Origin of the sequence: Limosilactobacillus balticus, from assembly GCF_014145615.1 — a bacterium.
Lineage (GTDB): Bacteria > Bacillota > Bacilli > Lactobacillales > Lactobacillaceae > Limosilactobacillus > Limosilactobacillus balticus.
Map to the genome: position 1 here is coordinate 62,194 of NZ_JACIVH010000064.1, position 23,723 is coordinate 85,916.

Sequence of the window (23,723 nt, forward strand, 5' to 3'; positions counted from 1 at the left end):
GTTAGGTGATGAATAATCGATTCATTGTAAATTTGCATTTTAATTTCCTCCATTTCGCTTTTCAATGACATTAGAATACTATTAGAAAATTAAAAATGCAAGTCCTTTTAGCAAGTTTTTTGGTTTTATTTCTTTTTATGCGCTTTTTTTAACGAAAAAAGACTCATCCCCGCAACCATTACTATTATCCCTAAACCGAAGAAAGTTGTTAAATTATCGGTCTCATTTCCCGTCTGTGGAAGTGTTTGCTGGTCAGCGCTATCGTTTTTACGTGAATTTCGATGTGAACGATTTAGTCGATTATTAATATCTTTTATCCGTTGATGCAAATTTTGCTGTTTTCTTGTATTATTTACCTCCCCGTAATTTTCTCCGACCTGATTATCATCCCCCGGATCTTCTTCCATGGGAGAATTGTCCTGCGAAGCTTGCTTTTCCGCTTTTTCCTTCTCACCTGTATTAACTTTATTCTCTTTTGCTTGTTCCTCTCCCTTCTTTTCTTCTAAAGTATTTTCTTCGCTATCCTTTCTAGCTCCTTCATCTTTATTAAGTGGCCGATAATAAACATCTATTGTGCTTTTTAATTGTGATAGATCCTCTATTTCTGTAGTAGTTGGAACCTTATCAATTGATGGCGTAAAACCAGCTTGCTCAGGGATGTTAACTTCTTCAAAGGGTTCAAGAATCCATCGTGCCTTGTTGGTTGGGTCATTCGATACTTCACGGTGAGCATAAGACATTTGTTCCACTTTTTGAACCTCATTTAAGAGATGAAAATAGATTACGCGTTTAATTTGGATTCGTTCTTTCTGATTGTTTGTGTTAGGTACGGAATGCACAATTGGTTCTTGGGTTGCAGCTAAAACTGGTGGAGTATTTAACGATAGCGAAAGGATCGTTGACGCTGTCGCTAAGCCTACTAAGTAAGTGTTTCGCAATATACGATGGTGGTTTAAATGAATCATATTATCTCGCTCCTCTTTTGTATACTCTTTAATATATATACGTAAAAAGAAGCAATTCGCATTTTTTAATCAAAAAAGCTATCATCTACAAGTAATCCTTACCTGCGATGACAGCTCTGTTAACTTATAGTGAATGGATAACCTGCTCAATATCATCCACAATTTGTTTAGGGGTTAAGTGATACCATTCATATAGTACTTCGGTAGGAACATTATCCGCAAATTCCCGTGGTGCTCCAAAGTTCAAAACTTTCATTCCCTTTGGTCCATAGTAACGAGCAATTGTCTCCCCAAAGCCCCCACTAAGGACCCCATCCTCTAGTGTAACAACTACATCGTGATTTTCTGCTAGGTGATGAAGGACATCTGAATCGATTCCAGTTACCGACTTTGGATTAATCAATGTAGCATCAATGTTAAGCTTATCTTGAAGTTCCTTTCTTACCTTTTCACCAAGTTTCCAGAAGTCACCAACAGCCATAATTGCAACTTCACTTCCGCGATGAGCAATATCGTACTTGATCGTACTGTAGTCATCTTGTGTTGGTGTCCCGTGAAGAAGAGGCTTTTCTGGTTGCCGAATTACTACTGGTTCATCGGTTTGATTGATTGCCCACCGTAACATCGAAATCATTTCTTCGACGTTTGTTGGTGCTAAATATTCGATATTTGGCAAATCACTAATCATTGAAATATCAAATGTTCCTTGATGAGTAGCCGAACTTTCAGAAATTGATCCGCCTCGCACAATCATTACAACCGGTGCATCATTCAATGCCATATCATGAATTAATTGATCATATGCCCGTTGAAGGAAGGTGCTATTTTGAAATACGACAGGACGTGCGCCAGCTTGCGCCATTGCAACAGCAGTCGTAATTGAATCCTGTTCAGCGATTCCAACATCATAATAACGATCTGGGTGCTTAGCCTTAAATTTACCAAGATCAAAAACACCAGGAATTCCAGCATTAATTGCAACAACTGGCTTATTATCTGCAATTTGCTTATCTAATTCCGCAAGAACAGCATCACTATACGATTCTCCACTTGCCTTAACCTTATCTTCGCCAGTCTTCAGGTCAAATGGAGTGCGCCAATGATACTTCATCTTTTCTTTAACGGCCGGTTTATACCCCTTTCCCTTTAAGGTATTAACATGGAGGACGATTGGATGGTCAATATCCTTGATTTCCTTAAAGGTGTCGATCATCGTCTGCAAGTCATTACCATCTGCAACGTACTTGTAATCGAGGCCCATAAACTTAAAAATATTATTGGGAGATTCACCGTTAGTATCTCGTAGTTCTTTTAGCCCCTTGTACAGGCCACCCTGATCCTCATCAATTGACATTTGATTATCATTAACGAGAATAATTAAGTTAGAATTAAGCTTAGCAGCATTGTTTAACCCTTCAAAAGCTAATCCGCCACTTAAGGATCCATCCCCAATTACTGCCATAACATTATTATGTGATTGCGGCTTCATCAAATCACGTGCTTGAGCCATCCCCACTGCAAGGGAGATTGACGTTGAAGTATGGCCGATTTCAAAAAAGTCATGAACGCTTTCTTCTGGTGACGTAAATCCGGTAACATCTTCATAATGATCAGGATCAAGAAAACCTAACTTCCGACCTGTCAGCATTTTATGGGCATAGCTCTGGTGGGAAACATCCCAAATAACTTTATCATGGGGCGAATCAAAGACATAGTGAAAAGCAATCGTTAGCTCCATTACGCCAAGATTAGGGCCCACGTGTCCACCGATTTTTGCGTCACGTTCAAGAACAAGTTGACGCATTTCTGTTGCTAATTGTTTTAATTCGGCAAGTGACATGTCTTTAATATCACTTGGTTCATTAACTTCATTTAAGAGGTAATCAGGATGCAGATTCATCTATTCCACTCCTTCTTAATTTTACATTTAATAATTAGTAATACTTATTGCTTTTATTATTTTAACACTTTCTAAAGCATTGCGTAAATTACTCTCAAGTTCAAATTGACGAAATTCATGCATTTCGATACCATTAAATAGAGTAATTCGTTAAAAAGGAAACAGTTATGAAAAATATAGACAACGCTGCAACTAACAAAATTTCACCATTTAAAAAATTAACGACAGAGCAAGAACAACTCGTCAATGATATTCTTTCATTTACTAAACATCACCTAACACAAAATTATCCTGCAATATATACAGTCTACGGGGATGCAGGTACTGGAAAAAGCGTAATTTTATCACAATTATTCGTCCGCATCCAAAAAGAAGCACGGACACAACAAAATTCTGTCCTTTATCATACTAATAATTATTTTCTTGTTAACCATCCGGAAATTCTGAAAGTCTATAAAGAGATTGCCGGACCAATAAAAGAGTTATATAAAAAAGACTTTACGCGGCCGACCTCATTAATTAATCAATTGGATAAACAGCAGCAAACTATTGATGTTGCTGTTATCGATGAAGCTCATCTTTTATTATCCAAACCCGATCATTATAATAATTTTTACCATGATAATCAGCTTGTCGAGATTATTAAACGCGCTAAAGTTGTTATAATTGTCTTTGATCAATACCAAGTCTTACGGATGAAAAGCCTTTGGACCCCTGAGCGGCTTCAAGCAATTACGAACCAATATCCCCATAAGGATTACCACTTAACCCACATGTTTCGCATGAATGCGAGCGATGAATTAGTTAAGTGGTTTAATGAATTCACTGACTATAAATTAACCCCTTTACCAGCATCCGCCCGTGATCATTATGATTTTCGTATTTACAGTGATGCCGAGGAAATGAGGAAGGCAATTGTTCAACGTAATAAAGAAGTAGGCCTTTCCCGCATCCTTTCAACGTCTGGATATCCATCAACGCTCGATGGTGGTAAACATTACATTGAGGAAGGCAGATTTAAAATGCCGTGGGATCAATATAACTATACAGTTACTCCCTGGGCAGAACTGCCTCAAACTATTGATGAAGTTGGCTCAATCTACACTTGCCAAGGGTTTGACTTAAATTACACCGGTATTATTATCGGTCCGCCGATTAGTCAAACGCCTCAAACAACCCAACTTCAAGTTAATTTAGATCGTTATACAGATGTTGAAGCATTCAAAAAACGTGCTGACCTAACTGATCCAGCTGAAATTAAGAGTTTAGAAAAAAGAATGATTATGAATTCTTTGAACGTTTTATTCAAGCGTGGTGTATATGGAACTTATCTTTACGCTCATGATCCGCTTTTACGACATTCTCTTACCTCCCTTTTTGAGAAGGCTGGGTTTACGCTACCAAAGGAGGAAAAATAATTATGAAAGAGCGTAAATTAAATAAAACATGGCTGATCGTTGGCGCAATTATCCTCGCTGTCATCGTTCTCTACTTCATTTACCGAACATATAAGCCAGAAATTAACCTGTTGCTAGATTTTAATGCTCATAATAAGGCCAAGCTTCTCCATATGATTAGAAGTCATGGTTTTACCGATATCTTCCTTCTTGTAGCATTAATTGGCATCCTAAATGCGATTCCAGGAATGTCTAATTCCGTTGTTTGTATCTTTGCCGGGTTATGTTATGGACCACTTGTTGGTTTTCTGATCAATTGGGTTGGAAATATTTTAGGAAACTCTACTGTAATGAGTATAATTCGTAAAATTGATCTCTCTAAACGGGTAAAGAAAAACAAGATTCTTCATTACCTCTTGCAGCAAAAGCATCCATTAATCGCCCTTACCATCGGTTTTATGATTCCGGTTATTCCTAGTGTACTTGTAAATTATGCTGGTGCTCGTTTAAATGTTAGTCGGAAACACTACTTGGCGATGGTAACCGTGGGAATGGCTCCAACATCCTTCCTCTATGCTTTTGGTGGTGATGCTATTTTCAAGGGTAACATTAGACGACTGATCGGTGTTGCGATTGCCATTTTAATTCTAATTGGCTGTTACTTACTCGTTCGCAAAATCTGGCAAAACCATGAAGAAAAAGCAGTTACAAAATAATTAACTTAAGAAAAAACAAGGCTCCAAACGTCTGGAAAATCCGAATGTTTGGAGCCTTTAATTTTAATTAAATCGTGCCAAATATTCTGCCAAATATTTGCTGGTTAAACTTTCTGGCTTTTGAATAAGGGCTAACGGATTCCCCTGAGCAACAATTTTCCCACCATTACTACCACCACGCGGACCCATATCAAGCATATAATCTGCGTTAATAATCAAATTTAAGTCATGAGTAATAGTAATGATTGTAGCTCCCCGATCAAGTAATTGCTGCATTACTGCTAACAGGGTTTTAACATCAAGAGGATGCAAGCCAATAGTCGGTTCATCAAATACAAATAACGTTTCGCTTTGATTATGATTAAGGTGTTTAACAAGTTTTAATCGCTGTGCCTCACCACCAGAAAGGCTAGGCGTACTTTCGCCTAAGTGCAGGTACCCTAAGCCCACTTCATCTAATAATTGAAGTTCACGAGCAATTTTCGGAACTTCCTTAAATACACTCATCGCTGCCCGAACATCTAATTTTAAGAGATCAACGATTGAGTATCCGTGCCACTTAACTTTTTGAATTTCCTCATTGTATCGGCTTCCACCACATGTCGGACAAGTCTGTTGCATATCTGGCAAAAATTGAATATCAAGAGTTACAACCCCCGCGCCACCACACGTTGGACACGCTCCCTGCTTATTATTATAAGAAAAGTAAGAAGGTGTATAATGTTTCTCTTTGGCTAAGGGCTGGGCAGCAAACAACTTCCGCAGATTATCCATAATACTGGTATAGGTTGCGACAGTTGAACGGTTAGTTTTACCGATTGGTGCGGCATCAACACTCACTACTTCCTTTAACGGACTTGATAATTTGCTAACTTGTGAAGGTAATTTAGTCCCACTTGCTTGAGCATGGATAGCGGGAACTAAACTATCAAGGATCAGACTTGTTTTACCAGCACCCGAAAAACCAGTGATAGCAGTCAGCCGATTAACTGGAATCTCTCCCTGGACGTCTTTAAGATTGTAATAATTTTTTACTTCAAAGGTGATCTCTTGGCTAGCTGGTTTGTTTGCTACGGGGCGACTTTTTAATACTGCCGTCCCATTTAAATAAGGGCCAATTTTAGACTGCGGATTGTCAGCAATTTGCGACGTTGTTCCCTCCGTAAGAATTTCTCCACCTTTTTCTCCAGAACCCGGGCCAATTTCAATAATCCAATCTGCTTCTTTGATAATATCAACATTGTGATCAACAACTACTAATGAATTACCTTGGGCCACTAATTCCTTAAATACATTTAAGAGACCCGTAATATTATCAGGATGTAAGCCAATAGAAGGTTCATCCAGAATATATAAGACACCAGTCGTTTGGGTTCGAAGAGTTCTTGCAAGCTGAATCCGTTGTAGTTCACCTGTCGATAGCGTATTCCCATTTCGCGATAAAGTTAAATAATCAAGGCCTAATTCCAGTAATGGCCGTAAATTATCATCAAACTCTTTAAATAATGAGGTCGCCATCTTTTTCATATCTGAAGGAAGAGCAGCTAATACATCTTGCTTCCACTTGTTCAACTCTCCGAGCGTAAGATCACTAACTTGTGCAATATTTAAACCACCAGCTAATTGGTTTAATAACTCCGGCTTTAACCGTGTCCCATGGCAAACTGGGCACGTTGAATAATGGAAAAATTCACTAATTCGTTTTTGCGCTCGTTCGCTTTTACTGCTTTTGGCAGATGCTAATACCGCTTCATGGGCGTTCTCGTATAAAGCATTAAAGTCATGAAAAACACGGCCTGTTCCAGAGCGGAAGTCCATCTTAAACTTCTTTTGTGGACCATTTAAAACAAAATCCTTTTCTTTCGGAGTTAAATCTTTATATGGAATATGGATCCGAACACCTGCCTGTTCAGCAACACTCGGCATAAAGTTTCGTCCGGGCAAATGCCATGAAGCAACAGCTCCATCAGCCAAACTAAGATTTTCATCCCCAATAAGTTTACTTTCATCCAATTCACGAACTTTTCCTGTTCCATGACATCGTAAGCAGGCTCCGTCAGAATTGAATGCAAAGTCTTCTGCTCCATAGGCATAAAACTTTGTACCACAAGTAGGACAGGTTAATTGTCCCATCTCATCGCCGCTCTTACTCATTACCTCCGCAATTTCAAGACTTGGGTTTAAACGATGCCCATTTGGACAGACCGGTTCGCCAAGTCGCGAAAAGATCAGCCTAATTACATTCAACATCTCACTCATTGTTCCAACGGTTGCTCGTTCAGATGGAATTGCGGGACGTTGCTTTAATGCTAGTGCTGAAGGAATATGTTTAACACTTGTAACATCAGCTTGAGCACCTAACTTTATCCGCCGTCTTGTGTAAGTAGAAAGCGCTTCTAAGTACCGTCGAGATCCCTCTTCATATAAAATCCCCATTGCTAATGAGCTTTTCCCGGAACCAGATAATCCCGAAATCGCGACAAATTTATGTAGCGGGATATTGATATCAATGTTCTTAAGGTTGTGGACTCTTCCACCTTTTACTTCAATTTGCGTTGGTAGTATGGTTTCTGTCACTATTTTTTACTCCTTTCATATCATCATTCCACAGATGGCGGCAATAACTCCACCAAGGAAGCCACCAATTGCGACACTCATTATTGTTTTTATATTCATAAAAAATCTCCTTAGATCTACAATCATTTCATTATACAACTTTTGCTATTTCAATTTAGAAACTTGTATAATGATATTGATTTCAAAATTTAAGGGAGACTTAGACAATGAAAATGCGACGAATTGATCACGTTGTTTTAACTGTAACTGATTTAAAGCAATCAATGCGCTTTTATCACGAAGTATTTGATATGCCGGTAATTAAAGAACAAAGTAATGACGACTTAATTACAATGCGGTGTGGGCATCAGTTAATCCGTTTACAAAAAATTGACCGACCAACTACGCTAAAGGCGGCTAATCCGACAATTGGTTCTGCTGACTTATGTTTAGTTGCCGGAGATAGTATTGACGATATTGTTCACCATCTTAATAGCTATTATATTGATATAATTGCTGGACCAATTGTAAAACAGGGGGCAGAAGGTGAAATGACCTCGCTTTACGTTTATGATCCAGATAATAATCTGATTGAAATTGCAGTATATAAGAATAAATAAAGTGAAATATGAGCGAGAGAAGGTTGTTTTCCCCTTCTGTCTCGCTCATATTTCATTTCAAAATCAATTCAACTAAAAGTAAAAGGAGCGTACTTCCGCAAAATACCCACCAATGGTCACGGATAATTCCGAGATAGTCCCTCATAAAAGTTAATGGGCAGTATCGCCAAGGCGTTTTGCTACTAACAAATGACCAGTTTAACCCCATCTTCCTTGCATAAGTCCTCGCACGAAGAACATGAAAATCACTAGTTACTACTACTGTCTCTTGCGACTTAATAAGTTGACTAGCGAAGGCCAAATTTTGCCATGTATTAAGTGCCTGGGTCTCGCAAATTATTTTTCTTGCTGGGATTCCGTGAGCAATTAAGTAAGCAGCCATGACTTCTGCTTCAGATGTTTTTGCATTCTGTACTATTCCCCCTGAAACAATAATTTTTGCCGATTGATAAGTTTTCCAACAGTTGATGGTTTTATCAAGGCGAGTAGCTAAAACTGGTGGGACTTGGCCATGTTTAACAGCTGCCCCTAAAACCAGAAAGTCCTGAACTGTAGAAGGACATTTTTGCAGCCGCGTACAACAACTGAAAACACAAAATAAAATTAAATTAAAGGTACTTAAAACATCAATAGTTGTTACTATTAATGCACTTTGCCAACTTACTGATTGGCTAGGTAAATTTTTAAGCAAAAAAGCAAAAATAGGCAGTACTACTGCCAAGTTGAGCACCATCAAAACAAACGCAAACGTATTGAATCTAGCTACCTTTGTCTCACTATTTAAATGGCGGATCAAAATTAGTCTAATAGTGATCCCCCAGCATAGCGCACATATTAATTCATTAACTAAGTTTAAATAGATCATTAATCATCGTTTCCTTCGCCAATTTCGCCATCGATGGATAATCTCCGTAACAACTAAAAGAATAATAATTACGATTGCAATAATATAGCCAGATACCCCTAAATGATAGATATGCGAATCAGCTGGTGTTCTCTGGACTAATAATGATGATCCTAAGATTACTGCTGCCAAAATGATTGCAATCATAAAGCGGTTCATTAACCGTTCTATCTGCTTTAGAACTCGTTGTTCATTTTTATATTGTAGATCAACTTTGGCATCCCCGCTGACAAATGTATCGATTAACTCATTAATTCTTTCCGGCATCTTCCCCATTGCTTTGCTAGCAAGGAAAAGATTGATGAGGTTATTATCAACAGCAGAACGCCAATTAAAATTTCGTTTTAAATAACGCCGTCCAAATGATTGGGCAACTTCAAGCATTGATATTTCAGGATCAAGTTTAGCAACCGAGCTTTCAAGAGTACCAAATGCCTTAATCAGCATCGTTACCTCTCCCCGCATTTGAAGATGGTTTTTCTTACATAATTGGACAATTTGGTACAGCATTTTCACGAAATCAATATTGCCAAGGCCAGTTGAAAAATAGGGTTGAATAAAGGCGCCAAGTTCTTTATAAAACGCGTTTTCGTCAACTTCCCCGGTCCGATTACAAACATTTAAAACTGCTTTTCCGATTTTTCGCGTATCCTTTGTGTTGATAGTAATTACAATATTCGCAATACTATTGGCCATAGCTGGACTTAGCCTTCCCATCATTCCAAAATCAAGGTAGATGATTCGGTAATTTGGTAATGCCTCCTGTTGATCATAACTAAAGATTGTATTATAAATGGTCTTTTCATGGTGTTTGGTCGTTGTGTATTGCTTTGCTGGCTCATCCGGACGCAATTCGTGAATTAATATATTTCCCGGATGCGGATCCGCATGAAAGTAATGGTCAACAAAAACTTGTTTTAAAAAGTTATTAACGAGCGTAGTAGCAATTTCATGATTAACGGTCGTTGCCTCTTGATCATTATCATTCGGCTGCTTAAAACGATACCGAATGCTTTTTCCTTCCATCGCCTCATTGACAAGAATCTTAGGTGCACAATACTTCATATATACTTTAGGAACTAAGATGGGTCCGTCACCATTATTTAATGTATAAAACTCTTCCCCATTTTTTGCTTCTTCCAGAGTATTGACCTCACTTAATAATGAAGTGCTGAGTTCATCAATTACTTTATCCAAATCAACTACTGCAATGTCTTGTGGAACATACTTAAATAAGACGACTGCTTTCCTTAACAGGGCTAAATCAGTATTGACAAGCTTACCCACTTCTGGATGTTGAACTTTGACAACAACCGGGGTCCCATCCTTAAGCGTTGCATGGTGAACTTGCCCAATCGACGCCGAAGCAAAAGGTTTTTCCGCAAAACTAGCAAATTCGTCATTAATTTTCTTCCCGGTTTCTTCTTCAAAGGTTTGCTCTACAGTCGCAAAACTATCAGCTTTAACTTGATCTTGCAAGTGGCGAAGTTCTTTAATATATGCTGGTGATACAAGATCTGGACGGGTTGATAATATTTGACCCAGTTTAATAAAAGTAGGCCCTAGTTCTTGCAGCGCCTGACAAATAGCTTGTGGATTAGTTTGATGGTAAAAATTACTAACAAAATGATATTTTCGCATCACTTGCATAATCTTACGTAAGCGTGCTGACTTCTTAATTTCTTCTTCATTAGTCGTCATATGTCTTCTCCTACTTATTTTCCTTTATTTTAGCATTTTCACTTATAAAAAAATAATTAAACTCCCCTTTCACTACATTTTACTGATACAATAGTAGTCGATAAATTTTTTAAGAAAGTTTAGGTGAAATTTTTAAACGATGAATGGTTTATGGGATTCATATTGGTTTAAATTAATTATCATTATTTTAATTCTGCTGTTAGCTGCTTTATTTACATTGCTGGAGTATTCAGTTGTTAAAGTGCGGCCTAGTGAGTTAAAGGAGCTCCGGCAAACGCGAAAAGTTAAACGCGCGGAACACATGGTAGCAAATCTTAATGAGTACCTATCAACAGCTCAAGTCGGTGTTACGATGACTTCTTTAGTTTTAGGTTGGTTAGGTGATGAATTTATCACAGATCTGTTGCTAAAGATTAATATTATTCCGCACGATGTTCTTCAAGCGATTGCACCAGTTATCGGTGTTTTAATTTTTACATTCTTCCACGCGGTATTTACTGATTTAGTTCCGAAAAATATGGCGATTGATCGACCGGTACCAATTCTCTTATCAATTGTTCACCCGGTACAATTCTTCCATACTGTTTTTTATCCCTTCGTTTGGTTATTTGCAGTAGTCGCTGCGGCAATTACGAAAATGTTAGGATACAATGTTCAGCCAGAAGAAGACACATATTCACAAAATGAAATCATGACCTTATCCCAACAATCGGAAAAAGCTGGGGAAATGGATAAAGAAGACGTTATCTTCATGCAACGGGCTTTTGAAATGAATGATAAAGTTGCTGAGGATATTATGATTGATCGGACACAGTTAGCGGTTATTGATATTACGGCTTCAATTGAAGATGCAGCCAAACTTTATTTTGAAAAGAAATTCACGCGTTTCCCAGTTGTTGCTAATAATGACAAAGACCACATTCTTGGTTACATTTTTGCATATGATATTATGCGGCAAAACCAAATTAACCCGCAACAATCAGTTCGCACAATCATGCGCCGAATTCCAATCGTTTACGAAAATGAACAACTCACCAATGTCCTTGCTGAGATGATGAAAAAACAAGTGCCAATTGTCGTTGTCCAAGATGAATATGGTGGTACCTCTGGGATTATTACTGATAAGGATATTTATGAAGAATTATTCGGAACGGTTGGCGAAGAAATTGATCATGCTACCTCTGACATGATTGAAAAGAAGGATCCTGATAGCAAGGGTAATCCTACCTTCGAAGTATCCGGTAAGATGCCACTAGATGATTTTGAACGTTACTTTGATACAAACATCGAGCAATTTGATAACTCTGAAGTAACAACCTTAACTGGATTCTTCCTTGAACGGCAGTATGACTTAAAAGTTGGCCAACCAATTAGAGTCGATAATTTCTCATTCACACCTCTTGATTTGAAGAATGCCTATGTTAATAAATTCAAGGTAGTTTACATTAAGCCTAAAAAGAAGAAATCATCAACTGATGAGGATCAAAGCAAAGAAAAATAGAGACTAAAAAGGCTCCCCACAATTTAGGAAAGATTTCCTAGTTGCGGGGAGCTTTTCATTAGCAGTTCATCTGCATATCAGGGATGCAGTTACATTTGACGTAGTCCGGTGAATCAGTTGCTTTACTTGCCAATAATTCTTGTAACTTAACAATATCATCCTTACTAAGGGTTACATTATTAATCACATGTTCAAGGGTGCTTCCAACATGTCGTTCACAAATATTATTAAATAGGTTGTCTGCTGCTTGGTCCATTGTTTGTTGTTCAGGAACTAAGGGCTCATAGATAAATCCACGTCCTTGACGAGTGGCAGATAAGGCTTTTTTATCAACCAGGCGTCGAAGTAAAGTCTTAATCGTTGCCGGTTTCCAGTCAACTTTTTTCTGTAAAATTTCAATAATTTGGCTACTGGTCGTTTGCCTTAGACTCCAAACCACCCGCATAATTTGCCATTCAGCGGGAGTTATCTCTAAATTAATATTCATCTAATCCCTCCTGCGTTTACATATGTAAATTGTTCATAACTATATTTTATCATTAATTTACTTACTTGCAAATTCCCAATGCATATTGACATTAATAATCTGGCTAGTAAACTCAATACTGTTTGACTAATTTTAAGGAGCGCTATATCTACTAATGAAAAATCAACGCATTAGCCATGCATTAGTAATCATGGTATTTGGTACATTTTTCGGTCTTCTCTGTTCAACCTTAATGAACATTGCTCTCCCAACCTTTATGAATGTCTTTCATATCAGTGAGGCCCAAGTTCAATGGGTGACAAACGGGTACATGCTTGTCAATGCCCTAATGATTCCTGTTAGTTCATTTCTTATAAAAAGATTCCCCTTCAAAAATCTCTTTATTATTTTCGCCGGAATTTTTCTTTTAGGAACCATTATTGGAGCGATCGCGTGGAGCTTTAATCTAGTTGTGGTTGCTCGGATGATTCAAGCCTTGGGCGCAGGGATGATGATGCCACTAGTAAATGTCTTAGCAATTCGTTATGCAAAGCCGGGTAAAAAAGGGCAAATTATGGGCATTATTGGCCTTGCCTTTAATTGTGCACCAATCCTAGGACCTGCTATTTCAGGCTTTCTATTGCACTTTTTTTCTTGGCGATACCTTTTCCTATTAATTATTCCCTTTGCAGTAATTACATTACTACTTTCATTCTTCTTACTTCCTAAAATCCCTCATAATGAACATCCCCGTTTTAATACATTGGCTCTCATTCTAATCACAGGCGGATTATGGTCATTATTAATGGGCTTATCAAATGTTTCGAACAATCACTTGCTTTCATTTAATGTCGCAGGGTATGTCCTTATTGGCTTAGTCTTTCTCTTCCTTTTCTTTCTTAACCAACGTCACAGTAATCGTCAGTTAATCAACTTTGGGATCTTCTCACATAAACAATTTGTTTTTGCCACTGTTATTAATATGCTAATTACATCAACAATGTATGGCAATGCAATTTTGATTCCCCTGCTCGTACAAATTGTTTTGGGCAAAAGCACGGTTGTTTCAGCCATTGCTGTCCTTCCGGGGGCAATATTAACGGGCCTACTATCGACAACGAGTGGCCGCTTTTATGACATTTATCCAATTAAGATTCTTGTTGGGACTGGTCTTATAATCGATATCATTGGAACAATTGGCCAAGCCGCAATCGGTGCGCGTAGTTCTGTTCTCATGATTACTCTTTTCCAAACAATTCGACAGTTTGGATTAGTGACAATGTTAATCCCATTACAAACTCAGGCATTATCGTTGCTGCCTAATGAGATTGTTCCCGATGCGGTTGCTACCTTTAATACGTTACGACAAATTGCGGCTGCCTTTGGAACTGCCCTCATCGTTTCAATTGTTGGTATTGTTAACCACTTAGTTCACAACCCGTCCTCACACCTCGGTATTCAAGCCGGCTTCCTTCTATGCTTATGCTTGCTATTAACTTCCCTATACCTTAGCACTAAGCTATACCATAAAATTTCTTCGCAAGAGCAATTAGAAAATGCGTAAAACAAAAACCAAGTGAGATCCATTTTGACCTCGCTTGGTTTTTTGCTATTTAAAAATGCAAATTCAATAGCGTTACAATACAATATGTCATCCCACTCGCGATAACTGGACCGGCAGCAATTCCTTTAAACGCAACCACTCCAATAATCGTTCCAAGTACTAAGGCAACCGTAACTTGCGGAACAGCTGCCAACTGGTTGACGCCATACTTCGATAAGATGGCAACTGCAATACCCATGCCGACTGCAATCCAGCCAGCCGGCGTCTTAAAAGCAGCCCATAAATCATTAAAACCAATTTGACCCGTCGCAATTGGGATTAAGATCGCAACTGAAATCACTGTCACACCCCAATTAATTCCCTTGTGTTGTATCAGGGGCAACCATTTGGCAGTATAAGGAATCAGTTTCAAGGCCATCACTACTACCGTGGCAATAATCAGTGACGAGTTATGACCAAAGATTGCAATTAATAATACTAAAGCTAAAAAGAGCCAGCTTTCCATTTAATCTCCTCCTCAAACGTTATCTAGTATATCAAAGTTGAGAACGAGGACAAAGAAAGCTGACTAATAACTATTCAGAAAGGCGGTTGTAAGTAGCGTCATCTACTTCTTCACACCATTCGCTAGTTCCCTTCGTAATGGCAATGTGGGAGAACCAACTATCCTTAGTAGCGCCGTGCCAGTGCTTTATACCTTCATGAATTGCTACAACATCACCGGGTTTTAACAACTGCGCTGGTTTACCTTCTTCTTGGTACCAACCCTCACCAGCAGTTACTAATAAGATTTGAAAACCATCATGATGAATATGCCAGTTGTTACGACAACCGGGTTCAAAATTAACATTTGAAACATTTACATCAATGTTATCATCAGGAGATACTAACCCATTAAGATAACTTGTTCCAATAAAGTATTTTGCAAATGCAACGTTCTTATCACCGAAACCAAAAAGGTCATTTTTTACTTCATGTTCATTCTTAGCCATCATTACTAACCTCCAATTAATTGTTGGTTTAATAATAAACTCTAGTATTAAGAATGTAAAAAGCTTATTATAAATGGTGAGTTATTCAAAAAATGAATTATAATTTTCGCAGCCATGAAAATAATGACTTTTCATTGAAAGCTGGACTACCATGAGTAAGAATATGGTAGCCGGAAGTGACATTTAACTTACCAGCATAGTTGATAAAGTCCTCTTGATAATCACCTGTGTCACTCCAACCTGTACTAAATGGCGCAATTTTACCAGTAAATCCTTGAAGTTGTTGAAGTAAGGAAATGATTGGTGAGGCAACTTTCCCATTCCAGACTGGTCCACCAACTAAAATCAAATCGTAATATGACAAATCAGGTAGGGTCGTTACTAGTTTGGGATAGGTATGCGTCTTAAGTTGCTGCTGATAAATTTTTCCAGTTTCTTCCATATCTAGTGGAAAAGTATCATTAGGAACCTTAACGCTTACAATATCGGCACCGGTTGCTTCATGAATCTTACTAGCGAGTCTAGCAGTATTTCCGAATTGAGAATAATATAAAATCAATGCTTGTTTTGCCATTATCAATAACTCCTTAATATAAATAAAAATGAGGGATACTACATGGATACACGTGTATTAAAATACTTTTTAACTGTTGCACAAACTAATAATATCACAAAGGCTGCGGAACAATTACATATTACGCAGCCGACCCTTTCCCGGCAAATAATGGACCTAGAAGCCGAATTAGACATAAAGTTGTTCAATCGGGAAAATCATCGCCTTCAGCTCACAAAAGCTGGCATTCTATTTCAACAGCGAGCAACGACCCTGCTACAACTCTTGGACCAAACTGAAAACGACCTTCATCAACAAGAAGAGGCATTAACAGGCGAAATTAATCTCGGCTCAGCAGTTTCGAGTGTCTCTCCTTATATAACGAAACTAATTTTTGAATTTCAAAAGCTTTACCCGAACGTAATCTTTAATTTATCTGATGGAGATGGCGATGTCCTTCGCCGACAACTAGATGAAGGACTCAATGACCTTGTGTGCCTCCTTGAACCTGTTGAGGCTGCTAAATATAATTTTCTCGAATTACCAGTCCGTGAAGAATGGGGAGTAATGATGAAAAAAGAGGCTCCACTTGCCAAGTATTCTACCATTACAAAAGAAGATCTTTACAAAATCCCCCTAATTCTTCCCCATCGTAGTATTGTCCGTGATGAAGTTAGTGACATTTTAAAATTAGATCAAACGCGTTTAAATATCCGTGCAACAACCAGTTTACCTGGAAATACCGTTTCCCTTTTAAGAAATAGTTATTATTATAGTTTGACAATTAAAGGGGTATACGATAACTTCCACGATCCTGACCTTGTTTTTGTTCCCCTTGTACCTAACAAATCGACAGGGAATGTCCTTGCCTGGCGTAAAAATACCATCTTATCTCCAGCAATCAAAAAGTTTCTTCAGTTTGTTAACGAGCAAATTCAAGAATCATAGATCACACTTAAAATTTTTTGCTGCGTCTGTTGGCCATGCTCTTTTTTCTGCGGATTCATCCGGTATTCCGGGGTACTAATACTAAATGCTCCAAATGTATGACCATTTTTTACTAAGGCAAAGCCGAGACAGTATACCCCCGGCTGATTTTCTACATCATCAATGGAGTATCCTTGAGATCTAGTTTCATTTAGTACCGTTAAAAGCGCTTGTTCATTATCAATTGTATTAGGAGTTAGCTTTTCAAAAGTGATACCAGTTAATTATGTTGATAGCTGTTTATCATTGTAGGTAGCTAAAACTGCCTTTCCCATCGCCGAAGAATACATGTGCATTTTACCGCCGATATATGATACTAATTTAATACTATTAGTGCTTTCTAGCTTTGAAAGTAGGACAACACTTTTATCTTCTATAATTCCCAGGTTAACCGTCTCATTGGTCGCATCACGAAGCTCTTTTAAATATGGTTTAGCAATTTCTTCAATATTAAATAAATTATTAACAGCTTGGGCATATTGAAGAAAAATGGTTCCTAAGTAGTAGTGCTTATCTTCCCCTTCTACTCGAACATAGCCACAGTATTCTAAGGTTTTTAGGCTTTTATAAATCGTAGGCTTTGAAATATCAAGGTGAGCGTCAAGTTTCCGCAGTGTAAACGTTTCTAAATCGCTTGCAATATAGTCAAGAATTTGGCGTGCTTTTAATGATATTCAGCTGGAAATTATTAAAATATCAATATGGTCAAAAGTCTTTATAGCTTGATCGACTACTTTTTGAGCAATGCCGGGAACAATCAAATCAACTTATATGAATTCGACTTTTCATCCGCGCTTCTCAATCATCTCGCAGGTGTCATCCCAACCTTGAGTTCCATGTCGGAATAAAGATATCAGCACCAGCTTCAGCTAAGATAACTGCATATTCTTGATCTAAATCGGTATTTCCACCAGTAATAATTGCTACTTTACCACTTAAATCAAAAGCTGACATTTTGAACTTAATCTAAATCAGCTTCATTTTACTTAATCTCTTCTTGTGATTGAGCCATAAAAATACCTTCTTTACGTCAAATCATGCATATCGACCATATCCATATCGTCATAGCTCTGGTTTTCACCACACATTGCCCAAATAAATGAATAACTGGTAGTACCAACACCATAATGAATTGACCAACTAGGATTAACAACTGCTTGTTCTGGCTCGATGACAATATGCTCACTTTCGTCAGGCTTACCCATGAAGTGAAATACACGGGTGTTTTTAGAATCAAATTCGCAGTACATATAAGTTTCCATTCGCCGTGCATAAGTATGACAAGGCATTGTATTCCAGCCATTTCCCGGTTCAAGCACTGTATATCCTATTTGGAGCTGACATGTGTCCATACTTAATGCATCAATGTACTTATGATAGTCCGCTTATTCATATCCTCTTGCTTGCCCATAGACATTGCAACTGCATTCTTGAATGGAAGCTTTTTATTTGGATAAGTCTTATGAGCAGGAGTTGATACAACATAGAACTTTGCTGGATCATTAGAATTATCTGACTCAAAGACAACATGTTTTGCCCCCCATTCCAATGTAGCAGCTATCATGCTTAACGATTGAATCTTTCTTACCATCAATCGTTACTGATCCAGAACCGCCAATATTAATAAAACCTAATTCACGACGCTGCAAGAAGTAATCTACGCCGAGATCCTTATCCAGTTTAATTTCTAAGGATTCACCGGCTTTGGGAGTACCTCCGCCCAAAATCATTCGATCATTATAAGTATATGTTAGTAAGATATCACCAAGTGAAAAAGTCTTATTCATTAAAAATTCGTCTCGCAGTTCCTTCATATCATAATGCTGGATATCTTTGGGACTATGAGCATACCGCATTACCATCTTAAAGCCTATTTTATTTACCCCTCCGTTTCTCAATTAGAAATGATATTTCCTTATTAATCTTTGGTTATAGTATTAATGACATTTTTATAAGCGTTTTCAATAAAGTGTTTCTAAATAATGCACAAAGCGATAACATAGATTCAAAGGTGATGAGAATGAGTATTGGGCTTCGTGCTCACGATGCCAACGAACATACTTTTAAACATTTATTTGCTGTAACTCATAATTACAGGTTAAATAATGTTCAATGCGTGCCATTCAAATTTTTGCCTAAGGAATTAATAACAGATAGCGCATTTTATTCTCCAGGGTTATTAAACGAAATCAATCAAAAGTTTAAGTAAGCTGGAATATAAATCTCTGTTCTCGGAAATTATATTAATATGATTGATCTTGATGAAAATAAAACTAAACAATACCCGTCAAATATGGTAATTTAATGTAATCCTTACATCAATACTGATATTTGGCGGGTATTATATTTAACTAAAATTGAAATTTATTATTACATTTTGGAAAAAGTTCATCCGGCTTCTCATCTGGGAAGAAGTTGAAATAGTTTAGTGCATTATTATAAGTAATATCTTGGACAATCTTTCCAAGGCATTCTTTGTTCTCTGGTGCCCGGTCTTGTTCTACCAGTTCACCAAAGAAGAATATACGTTGGGTAAAAGACTTTGTTGGGCAAAATCACGTAGCTGCGTTCGCATTCCTTCTGCTGTGTCGTTAAACCACCATGCAGCACCTAATTGCATCCGTTGCTTACCACCTTCTTGAAAGTATCCAATCATTTGAATTCAGAGAATAAAAGATAATCTTAGGTAAGCTCTCTTGATCTTTTATCTTTGTAAATAGCTTTTGGATTTCAGCAATCATATCTGGTTGGGTACCCATCGCATCAAATCCTGTATCTGAACCAACTTTATTAAACATTGGGTGATTAATGCTTCGCAAAACATTATTATGAAATTGCATTGTCCAATTATACTTTTTATTCGGTAATTTGCTCATTATTAATGCCCTTTTCAATGATCGCATTTAATTCTGCATCACTTGCTTCAATAAAATGATAGGTACTTAGTGAATGATCAGATATGCGTGCTCCCATATCATTAAAGTAACTAAAACATTGGTCCAGCGCTGTAATAATATCTGCAAATGTAATTATCTCAACTCCTGATATCTTTCCAAGAGTTTGAAGCTATTCTCCAAATGTTGGTTTATCAATATAGATTAAACTATCAGAACGCATTGCAGGTAAACTACGAAAGCCATTTTCACGTTCTTCTTGTTTTAGAAGTTTGTGATAATGAAGATCAGATGCTGGGTCATCAGTAGTACATACCGCCACAACATGAGAAAGTTTAATAAGATTACGAGGCTTAAAATCTTCTGTTTGAAGTAATGTATTAGCCTTTTTCCAAACCTCAGGAGCATTTTCTCGTGTCAATGGTTCATTGATCCCCAAAAATCTTCTTAATTCCAAGTGAGTCCATTCATAAACAGAATTTCCCACCGCCTCTTCGATTGTTTCCACCCAGGCTAGAAACTTTTCATAATCGTCTGCATCCCCTGTTATTAGCTCTTCCGGAATACCGTTTGCTCGCATTAAACGCCATTTGTAATGGTCACCATAAGTCCCATCATTTAGCCATACTCGTGTTATATTTTTATAGTTCTTATTCTCATAAATTTCTTTAGGCACTAAATGACAATGATAATCAATTATTGGCATATCCTTAACGTAATCAAAAAATAGTTTTTTACCCCATTAATTAGTTAATAAGAAGTTTTTGCCCATTAGTGAAATTTTAATTGTCTCCCTTTACTTGTGTATTTTACATACAAAAAGCTCATTAAATATTAATATAAAAATTTAATGAGCCCTAAGTGTAAGATATTCAATTTATATTGTTGAGACTATTTCTTATTCACCCCCTTACCTGGTGCATAATCATCCATTAAGTTTGCTGGATAAGGATTTAATTTAAAATTCTCATCTTTCTGTGGAGAACTTTCGTTAATTGATTCATTTGCTTTATGTAAAGTTACAGTTCCATAAGCGGGAACGATAACATCTTGCCATTCATTATCAAAGCCATTAACTATAATTGTGGCTTTAAGAGGTTTGTCTGTTGGATTATAGATATGCGCTGCTATAGAATCATCTGGTCCAAGAAATGCAACTGATCCTAATGCACCTGTATAGCCATCTGAAGTATAGTTACTTGAACCAATTACTATTGATCCTGGTACAACATCCTGAGTAAAGTTACGTAACATATAATATTCAAGATTCCGCTGAACTTTACCGGTTTTATGATCAATTGTAACAACACCGCGACGCCCAGTAGAACCAACCATATTTGGTAATCCACGTTCATCTAACGCCATATTCCAAAGATAGATAGAAGACAAACCTTGTCGTACTAACCAATTACCAATTAGTCCGAACATAATATGTGATGCATCATCAACAGTTTCTTCGAGCATACAACGACGCTCTGTCATTGCTAAATCCCACTTAGAGTTAAAACGACCTGCATTAAAAAAATTTGTATATGGACCGTCATAAGTGTGGAAGGCAAATCCATCAAACGCATTAGCTTCCTCTTGCGTAACAAAATCGCTCAATGGGTTATCTAATACATTTAAGCTACCATCCCAGAAGTAAAGTTTAGTATCAGGGAAAGAATTATCTAACGCTGGTCGTAAATATTTATAGCCAAAATAAGCTAATTCTTTAATATTCCAAATCATTGCCGGCCATTCTGCAGCATTGGATGGTTCATTTTGAATGGTAATAGCATAGATAGGAATACCAAGTTTCTTATATTCCTCAAGATATCGAACAAAGTATTGTGCATATACACCTTCAAAACGATCTTTAGTATCATATCCATTCCCGGTAAATTCGCCAAACCGCAGGTGACCACCCATTTTCATATTACCAGTATTCTTCATCCAAGCTGGGGCAGACCATGGAGAAGCCATAATCTTAACTGCCGGATTAATCTTTAAGATTTCTTGGACCACAGGAACAATATATTTTAAGTCCTTAGTTGCATCTGAAGCACCAGGCTTTCCTTCACCGATAGAAAACTTACTTAAGCTCGAATCATGCTCACCGAATGGAACATCATCATAACTATAATAAGGTTGGCTAGATGGCTCACAAGCACCAAGTGGTATACGAATATTTGAAAAATTGCCTTCATTAGGATCAAATAATTCATGCAAAAGTTTGTTCCGTTGTTCTGGACTTTGCTTCCAAATAAGAGAGGCTGCTGCATCAGTAATTGCCGCTCCAGCTCCAATCCAATTTTGTTTTTTTATTGATGGATCAATTACAATTTTGTATCCCTCACCATTGTTTAAATGATACTTAGGAGTCGAAAGATGCTCACGTTTTTGTTTTAAATCTCCTGAAGTAACAGTCCAAAATTCATTATTAAATTTAGTCATAATGTATCCTCCCTATTTATTTATACCTTTTCCCGGTGCCCAATCATCTTGTAAGGCAGCCGGACGAGGATTTAGTTTAAATTTTTCATCTTTCCGAGGGCTACTTTCATTTATTTTCTCATTAGATTTATGAAGAGTAACAGTTCCATAAGCGGGTACATTAACTGTCTGCCACCCTGTATCATAACTATTAATTTTTACTGTTGCTGTCAGTGAAGAATCAGTTGGATTATAAATATGAGCTGTAATTGAACCAGTAGGACCCATGAATGCTACTGATCCTAAACCACCTGAATAACCATCCTGAGTATAATTACTCGATCCAATTACGACTGATCCAGTATCAATATCTTGTGTAAAATTCCGTAACATATAATATTCAAGATTTCGTTGGACCTTTCCTGTTTTATGATCAATAGTTATAACGCCACGCCGGCCTGTAGATCCAGCAATATTAGGAAGGCCACGTTCGTCTAGTGCAAGGTTCCATAAATAAATCGATGATAAGCCTTGTCGTACTAACCAGTTCCCAATTAAGCCAAACATAATATGTGAGGCATCATCAACTGATTCTTCTAACATACACCGGCGTTCTGTCATTGCTAAATCCCAATTAGGATTAAACCGAGTTGCATTAAAAAGATTGGTATAGGGACCATCATAAGTATGAAAAGCAAATCCGTCGAATGCTTTAGCTTCTTCAATACTCATGAATTTACTTAATGGATCATTAAGTACGTTTAAACTGCCATCCCAGAAATATAATTGGGTATCGGGAAATGAATTATCTAATGCTGGTCGTAAGTATTTATAACCAAAATGAGCTAATTCTTTGATGTTCCAAATCATCGCTGGCCATGCAGCAGCATTGGATGGTTCATTCTGAATAGTCAATGCATAAATAGGGATACCTAATTTTTTATATGCTTCAATGAATTTAATGAAATAATTAGCATATACACCCTCGAAACGATCTTTAGTTGCAGACCCATTTCCGGTAAATTCATCAAATCTTAAGTGACCACCCATTTTCATATTACCAGTATTTTTCATCCAAGCAGGTCCCGACCATGGAGAAGCAAGAACTTTAACCGCTGGGTTGATTTTTAAAATTTCTTGAACTACCGGAACGATGTACTTGAGATCCTTTGTTGCATTTTCAGCTCCTGGTTTTCCTTCACCGATAGAAAATTTACTTAAGCTTGAATCATGCTCGCCAAACGGAACATCATCATAGCTATAATATTCTTCTTCTGAAACTTCTCCAGATCCAAAATCACATGATCCAATTGGAATTCTAATTGCAGAAAAGTTTCCTTCATTAGGATCAAACAATTCATGAAGTAAAGAATTGCGTTGTTCAGAGGTCTGCTTCCAAATTAATGAAGCCGTTGCATCAGTAATTGCTGCGCCCGCGCTAATCCAATGCTGTTTTTTTATTGAAGGATCAATTATAATCTGGCTACCAGTCCCTGGATTTTTAGTACTAATAGGTATTTTAATTTTTTGCCGCTTTTCTGTTAGATCTCCAGAAGTAGCTGTCCAAAATTCATTCTTAAATTTCATAAGTT

17 protein-coding genes and 4 pseudogenes are annotated in these 23,723 nt (G+C 37.4%); 6 read left to right on the forward strand and 15 right to left on the reverse strand.

From position 1 onward, the window contains the following. Positions 1–125 precede the first annotated feature (125 nt). Positions 126–965 carry an LPXTG cell wall anchor domain-containing protein gene (locus tag H5S10_RS04965; RefSeq protein WP_182588937.1) on the reverse strand — a complete coding sequence of 280 codons (840 nt, stop codon included), beginning with the start codon at positions 963–965 and terminating at the stop codon, positions 126–128. Positions 966–1,089: 124 nt separating this feature from the next. Next, complete coding sequence (locus tag H5S10_RS04970) at positions 1,090–2,865, reverse strand: 1-deoxy-D-xylulose-5-phosphate synthase (RefSeq protein ID WP_182588938.1); 1,776 nt, start codon at positions 2,863–2,865, stop codon at positions 1,090–1,092. A gap of 167 nt (positions 2,866–3,032) precedes the next feature. Here H5S10_RS04970 and H5S10_RS04975 point away from each other — a divergent pair, with 167 nt between their 5' ends. Next, positions 3,033–4,283 (forward strand): DUF2075 domain-containing protein, encoded by a 1,251-nt coding sequence (locus H5S10_RS04975; RefSeq protein WP_182588939.1) that lies wholly within the window; start codon positions 3,033–3,035, stop codon positions 4,281–4,283. A 2-nt stretch (positions 4,284–4,285) separates the two neighbouring features. Next, on the forward strand, positions 4,286–4,978 hold the full coding sequence (locus H5S10_RS04980; protein WP_182588940.1) for a TVP38/TMEM64 family protein: 693 nt from the start codon (positions 4,286–4,288) through the stop codon (positions 4,976–4,978). A 63-nt stretch (positions 4,979–5,041) separates the two neighbouring features. On the opposite strand, the gene H5S10_RS04985 is transcribed toward H5S10_RS04980, so the two are convergent. Further along, entirely contained in the window at positions 5,042–7,555 is a 2,514-nt protein-coding gene (locus H5S10_RS04985) for an excinuclease ABC subunit UvrA (protein WP_182588941.1), read from the reverse strand. A gap of 206 nt (positions 7,556–7,761) precedes the next feature. Between H5S10_RS04985 and H5S10_RS04990 the strand changes: the two genes are divergently transcribed. Continuing rightward, positions 7,762–8,154, forward strand: coding sequence for a VOC family protein (locus H5S10_RS04990; RefSeq protein ID WP_182588942.1), 393 nt, complete (start codon positions 7,762–7,764; stop codon positions 8,152–8,154). A 52-nt stretch (positions 8,155–8,206) separates the two neighbouring features. Here the strand turns inward: H5S10_RS04990 and H5S10_RS04995 are convergent, their stop codons facing one another. Together H5S10_RS04995 and H5S10_RS05000 are read right to left on the reverse strand one after the other, a co-directional pair. Beyond that, a complete protein-coding gene (locus H5S10_RS04995) occupies positions 8,207–9,019 on the reverse strand; it encodes a YdcF family protein (RefSeq protein WP_182588943.1) in 813 nt (270 codons plus the stop codon). A 3-nt stretch (positions 9,020–9,022) separates the two neighbouring features. After that, positions 9,023–10,759 (reverse strand): ABC1 kinase family protein, encoded by a 1,737-nt coding sequence (locus tag H5S10_RS05000; protein WP_182588944.1) that lies wholly within the window; start codon positions 10,757–10,759, stop codon positions 9,023–9,025. A 139-nt stretch (positions 10,760–10,898) separates the two neighbouring features. On the opposite strand from H5S10_RS05000, the gene H5S10_RS05005 reads away from it, so the two are divergent. Beyond that, positions 10,899–12,260, forward strand: coding sequence for a hemolysin family protein (locus H5S10_RS05005; protein ID WP_182588945.1), 1,362 nt, complete (start codon positions 10,899–10,901; stop codon positions 12,258–12,260). A 58-nt stretch (positions 12,261–12,318) separates the two neighbouring features. Here H5S10_RS05005 and H5S10_RS05010 read toward each other — a convergent pair whose 3' ends face one another. Beyond that, entirely contained in the window at positions 12,319–12,747 is a 429-nt protein-coding gene (locus H5S10_RS05010; RefSeq protein ID WP_182588946.1) for a CopY/TcrY family copper transport repressor, read from the reverse strand. A 154-nt stretch (positions 12,748–12,901) separates the two neighbouring features. Here H5S10_RS05010 and H5S10_RS05015 point away from each other — a divergent pair, with 154 nt between their 5' ends. Next, positions 12,902–14,290 (forward strand): DHA2 family efflux MFS transporter permease subunit, encoded by a 1,389-nt coding sequence (locus tag H5S10_RS05015; RefSeq protein WP_182588947.1) that lies wholly within the window; start codon positions 12,902–12,904, stop codon positions 14,288–14,290. A gap of 49 nt (positions 14,291–14,339) precedes the next feature. On the opposite strand, the gene H5S10_RS05020 is transcribed toward H5S10_RS05015, so the two are convergent. The 3 genes from H5S10_RS05020 to H5S10_RS05030 form a co-directional block, all read right to left on the reverse strand. Continuing rightward, complete coding sequence (locus H5S10_RS05020) at positions 14,340–14,795, reverse strand: DUF441 domain-containing protein (RefSeq protein ID WP_042746096.1); 456 nt, start codon at positions 14,793–14,795, stop codon at positions 14,340–14,342. Positions 14,796–14,865: 70 nt separating this feature from the next. Then, a complete protein-coding gene (locus H5S10_RS05025; RefSeq protein WP_042746107.1) occupies positions 14,866–15,282 on the reverse strand; it encodes a cupin domain-containing protein in 417 nt (138 codons plus the stop codon). A gap of 97 nt (positions 15,283–15,379) precedes the next feature. After that, positions 15,380–15,856, reverse strand: a complete 477-nt coding sequence (locus H5S10_RS05030) for a flavodoxin family protein (RefSeq protein ID WP_182588948.1) — start codon at positions 15,854–15,856, stop codon at positions 15,380–15,382. Positions 15,857–15,898: 42 nt separating this feature from the next. Here H5S10_RS05030 and H5S10_RS05035 point away from each other — a divergent pair, with 42 nt between their 5' ends. After that, positions 15,899–16,783, forward strand: coding sequence for a LysR family transcriptional regulator (locus H5S10_RS05035; protein ID WP_182588949.1), 885 nt, complete (start codon positions 15,899–15,901; stop codon positions 16,781–16,783). Here H5S10_RS05035 and H5S10_RS10640 read toward each other — a convergent pair. The 6 genes and pseudogenes from H5S10_RS10640 to H5S10_RS05070 all read right to left on the reverse strand — a co-directional run bounded on the left by H5S10_RS10640 (position 16,771) and on the right by H5S10_RS05070 (position 23,718). After that, positions 16,771–17,496 (reverse strand): annotated as a pseudogene (locus H5S10_RS10640) (IclR family transcriptional regulator). The gene H5S10_RS05035 and the pseudogene H5S10_RS10640 sit on opposite strands and share 13 nt — an antisense overlap. A gap of 12 nt (positions 17,497–17,508) precedes the next feature. Next, positions 17,509–17,834, reverse strand: a pseudogene (locus H5S10_RS10580) (SDR family NAD(P)-dependent oxidoreductase); the annotation flags it as partial. A 13-nt stretch (positions 17,835–17,847) separates the two neighbouring features. Beyond that, positions 17,848–18,696, reverse strand: a pseudogene (gene kduI, locus H5S10_RS05055) (5-dehydro-4-deoxy-D-glucuronate isomerase). 477 nt (positions 18,697–19,173) lie between these two features. Then, positions 19,174–20,497, reverse strand: a pseudogene (uxaC, locus tag H5S10_RS05060) (glucuronate isomerase). A gap of 110 nt (positions 20,498–20,607) precedes the next feature. After that, positions 20,608–22,152: a glycoside hydrolase family 30 protein gene (locus H5S10_RS05065; protein ID WP_182588951.1), complete on the reverse strand. Its 1,545-nt coding sequence runs from the start codon at positions 22,150–22,152 to the stop codon at positions 20,608–20,610. A gap of 12 nt (positions 22,153–22,164) precedes the next feature. After that, complete coding sequence (locus tag H5S10_RS05070; RefSeq protein ID WP_182588952.1) at positions 22,165–23,718, reverse strand: glycoside hydrolase family 30 protein; 1,554 nt, start codon at positions 23,716–23,718, stop codon at positions 22,165–22,167. Positions 23,719–23,723 lie beyond the last annotated feature (5 nt).

Excerpts from the sequence above, each read along its gene's own strand:
- H5S10_RS04965 (WP_182588937.1), bottom strand. The coding sequence starts at position 965 with ATGATTCATTTAAACCACCATCGTATATTGCGAAACACTTACTTAGTA.
- H5S10_RS04970 (WP_182588938.1), bottom strand. The coding sequence starts at position 2,865 with ATGAATCTGCATCCTGATTACCTCTTAAATGAAGTTAATGAACCAAGT.
- H5S10_RS04975 (WP_182588939.1), top strand. The coding sequence starts at position 3,033 with ATGAAAAATATAGACAACGCTGCAACTAACAAAATTTCACCATTTAAA.
- H5S10_RS04980 (WP_182588940.1), top strand. The coding sequence starts at position 4,286 with ATGAAAGAGCGTAAATTAAATAAAACATGGCTGATCGTTGGCGCAATT.
- H5S10_RS04990 (WP_182588942.1), top strand. The coding sequence starts at position 7,762 with ATGAAAATGCGACGAATTGATCACGTTGTTTTAACTGTAACTGATTTA.
- H5S10_RS04995 (WP_182588943.1), bottom strand. The coding sequence starts at position 9,019 with ATGATCTATTTAAACTTAGTTAATGAATTAATATGTGCGCTATGCTGG.
- H5S10_RS05000 (WP_182588944.1), bottom strand. The coding sequence starts at position 10,759 with ATGACGACTAATGAAGAAGAAATTAAGAAGTCAGCACGCTTACGTAAG.
- H5S10_RS05005 (WP_182588945.1), top strand. The coding sequence starts at position 10,899 with ATGAATGGTTTATGGGATTCATATTGGTTTAAATTAATTATCATTATT.
- H5S10_RS05010 (WP_182588946.1), bottom strand. The coding sequence starts at position 12,747 with ATGAATATTAATTTAGAGATAACTCCCGCTGAATGGCAAATTATGCGG.
- H5S10_RS05015 (WP_182588947.1), top strand. The coding sequence starts at position 12,902 with ATGAAAAATCAACGCATTAGCCATGCATTAGTAATCATGGTATTTGGT.
- H5S10_RS05020 (WP_042746096.1), bottom strand. The coding sequence starts at position 14,795 with ATGGAAAGCTGGCTCTTTTTAGCTTTAGTATTATTAATTGCAATCTTT.
- H5S10_RS05025 (WP_042746107.1), bottom strand. The coding sequence starts at position 15,282 with ATGGCTAAGAATGAACATGAAGTAAAAAATGACCTTTTTGGTTTCGGT.
- H5S10_RS05030 (WP_182588948.1), bottom strand. The coding sequence starts at position 15,856 with ATGGCAAAACAAGCATTGATTTTATATTATTCTCAATTCGGAAATACT.
- H5S10_RS05035 (WP_182588949.1), top strand. The coding sequence starts at position 15,899 with ATGGATACACGTGTATTAAAATACTTTTTAACTGTTGCACAAACTAAT.
- H5S10_RS05065 (WP_182588951.1), bottom strand. The coding sequence starts at position 22,152 with ATGACTAAATTTAATAATGAATTTTGGACTGTTACTTCAGGAGATTTA.
- H5S10_RS05070 (WP_182588952.1), bottom strand. The coding sequence starts at position 23,718 with ATGAAATTTAAGAATGAATTTTGGACAGCTACTTCTGGAGATCTAACA.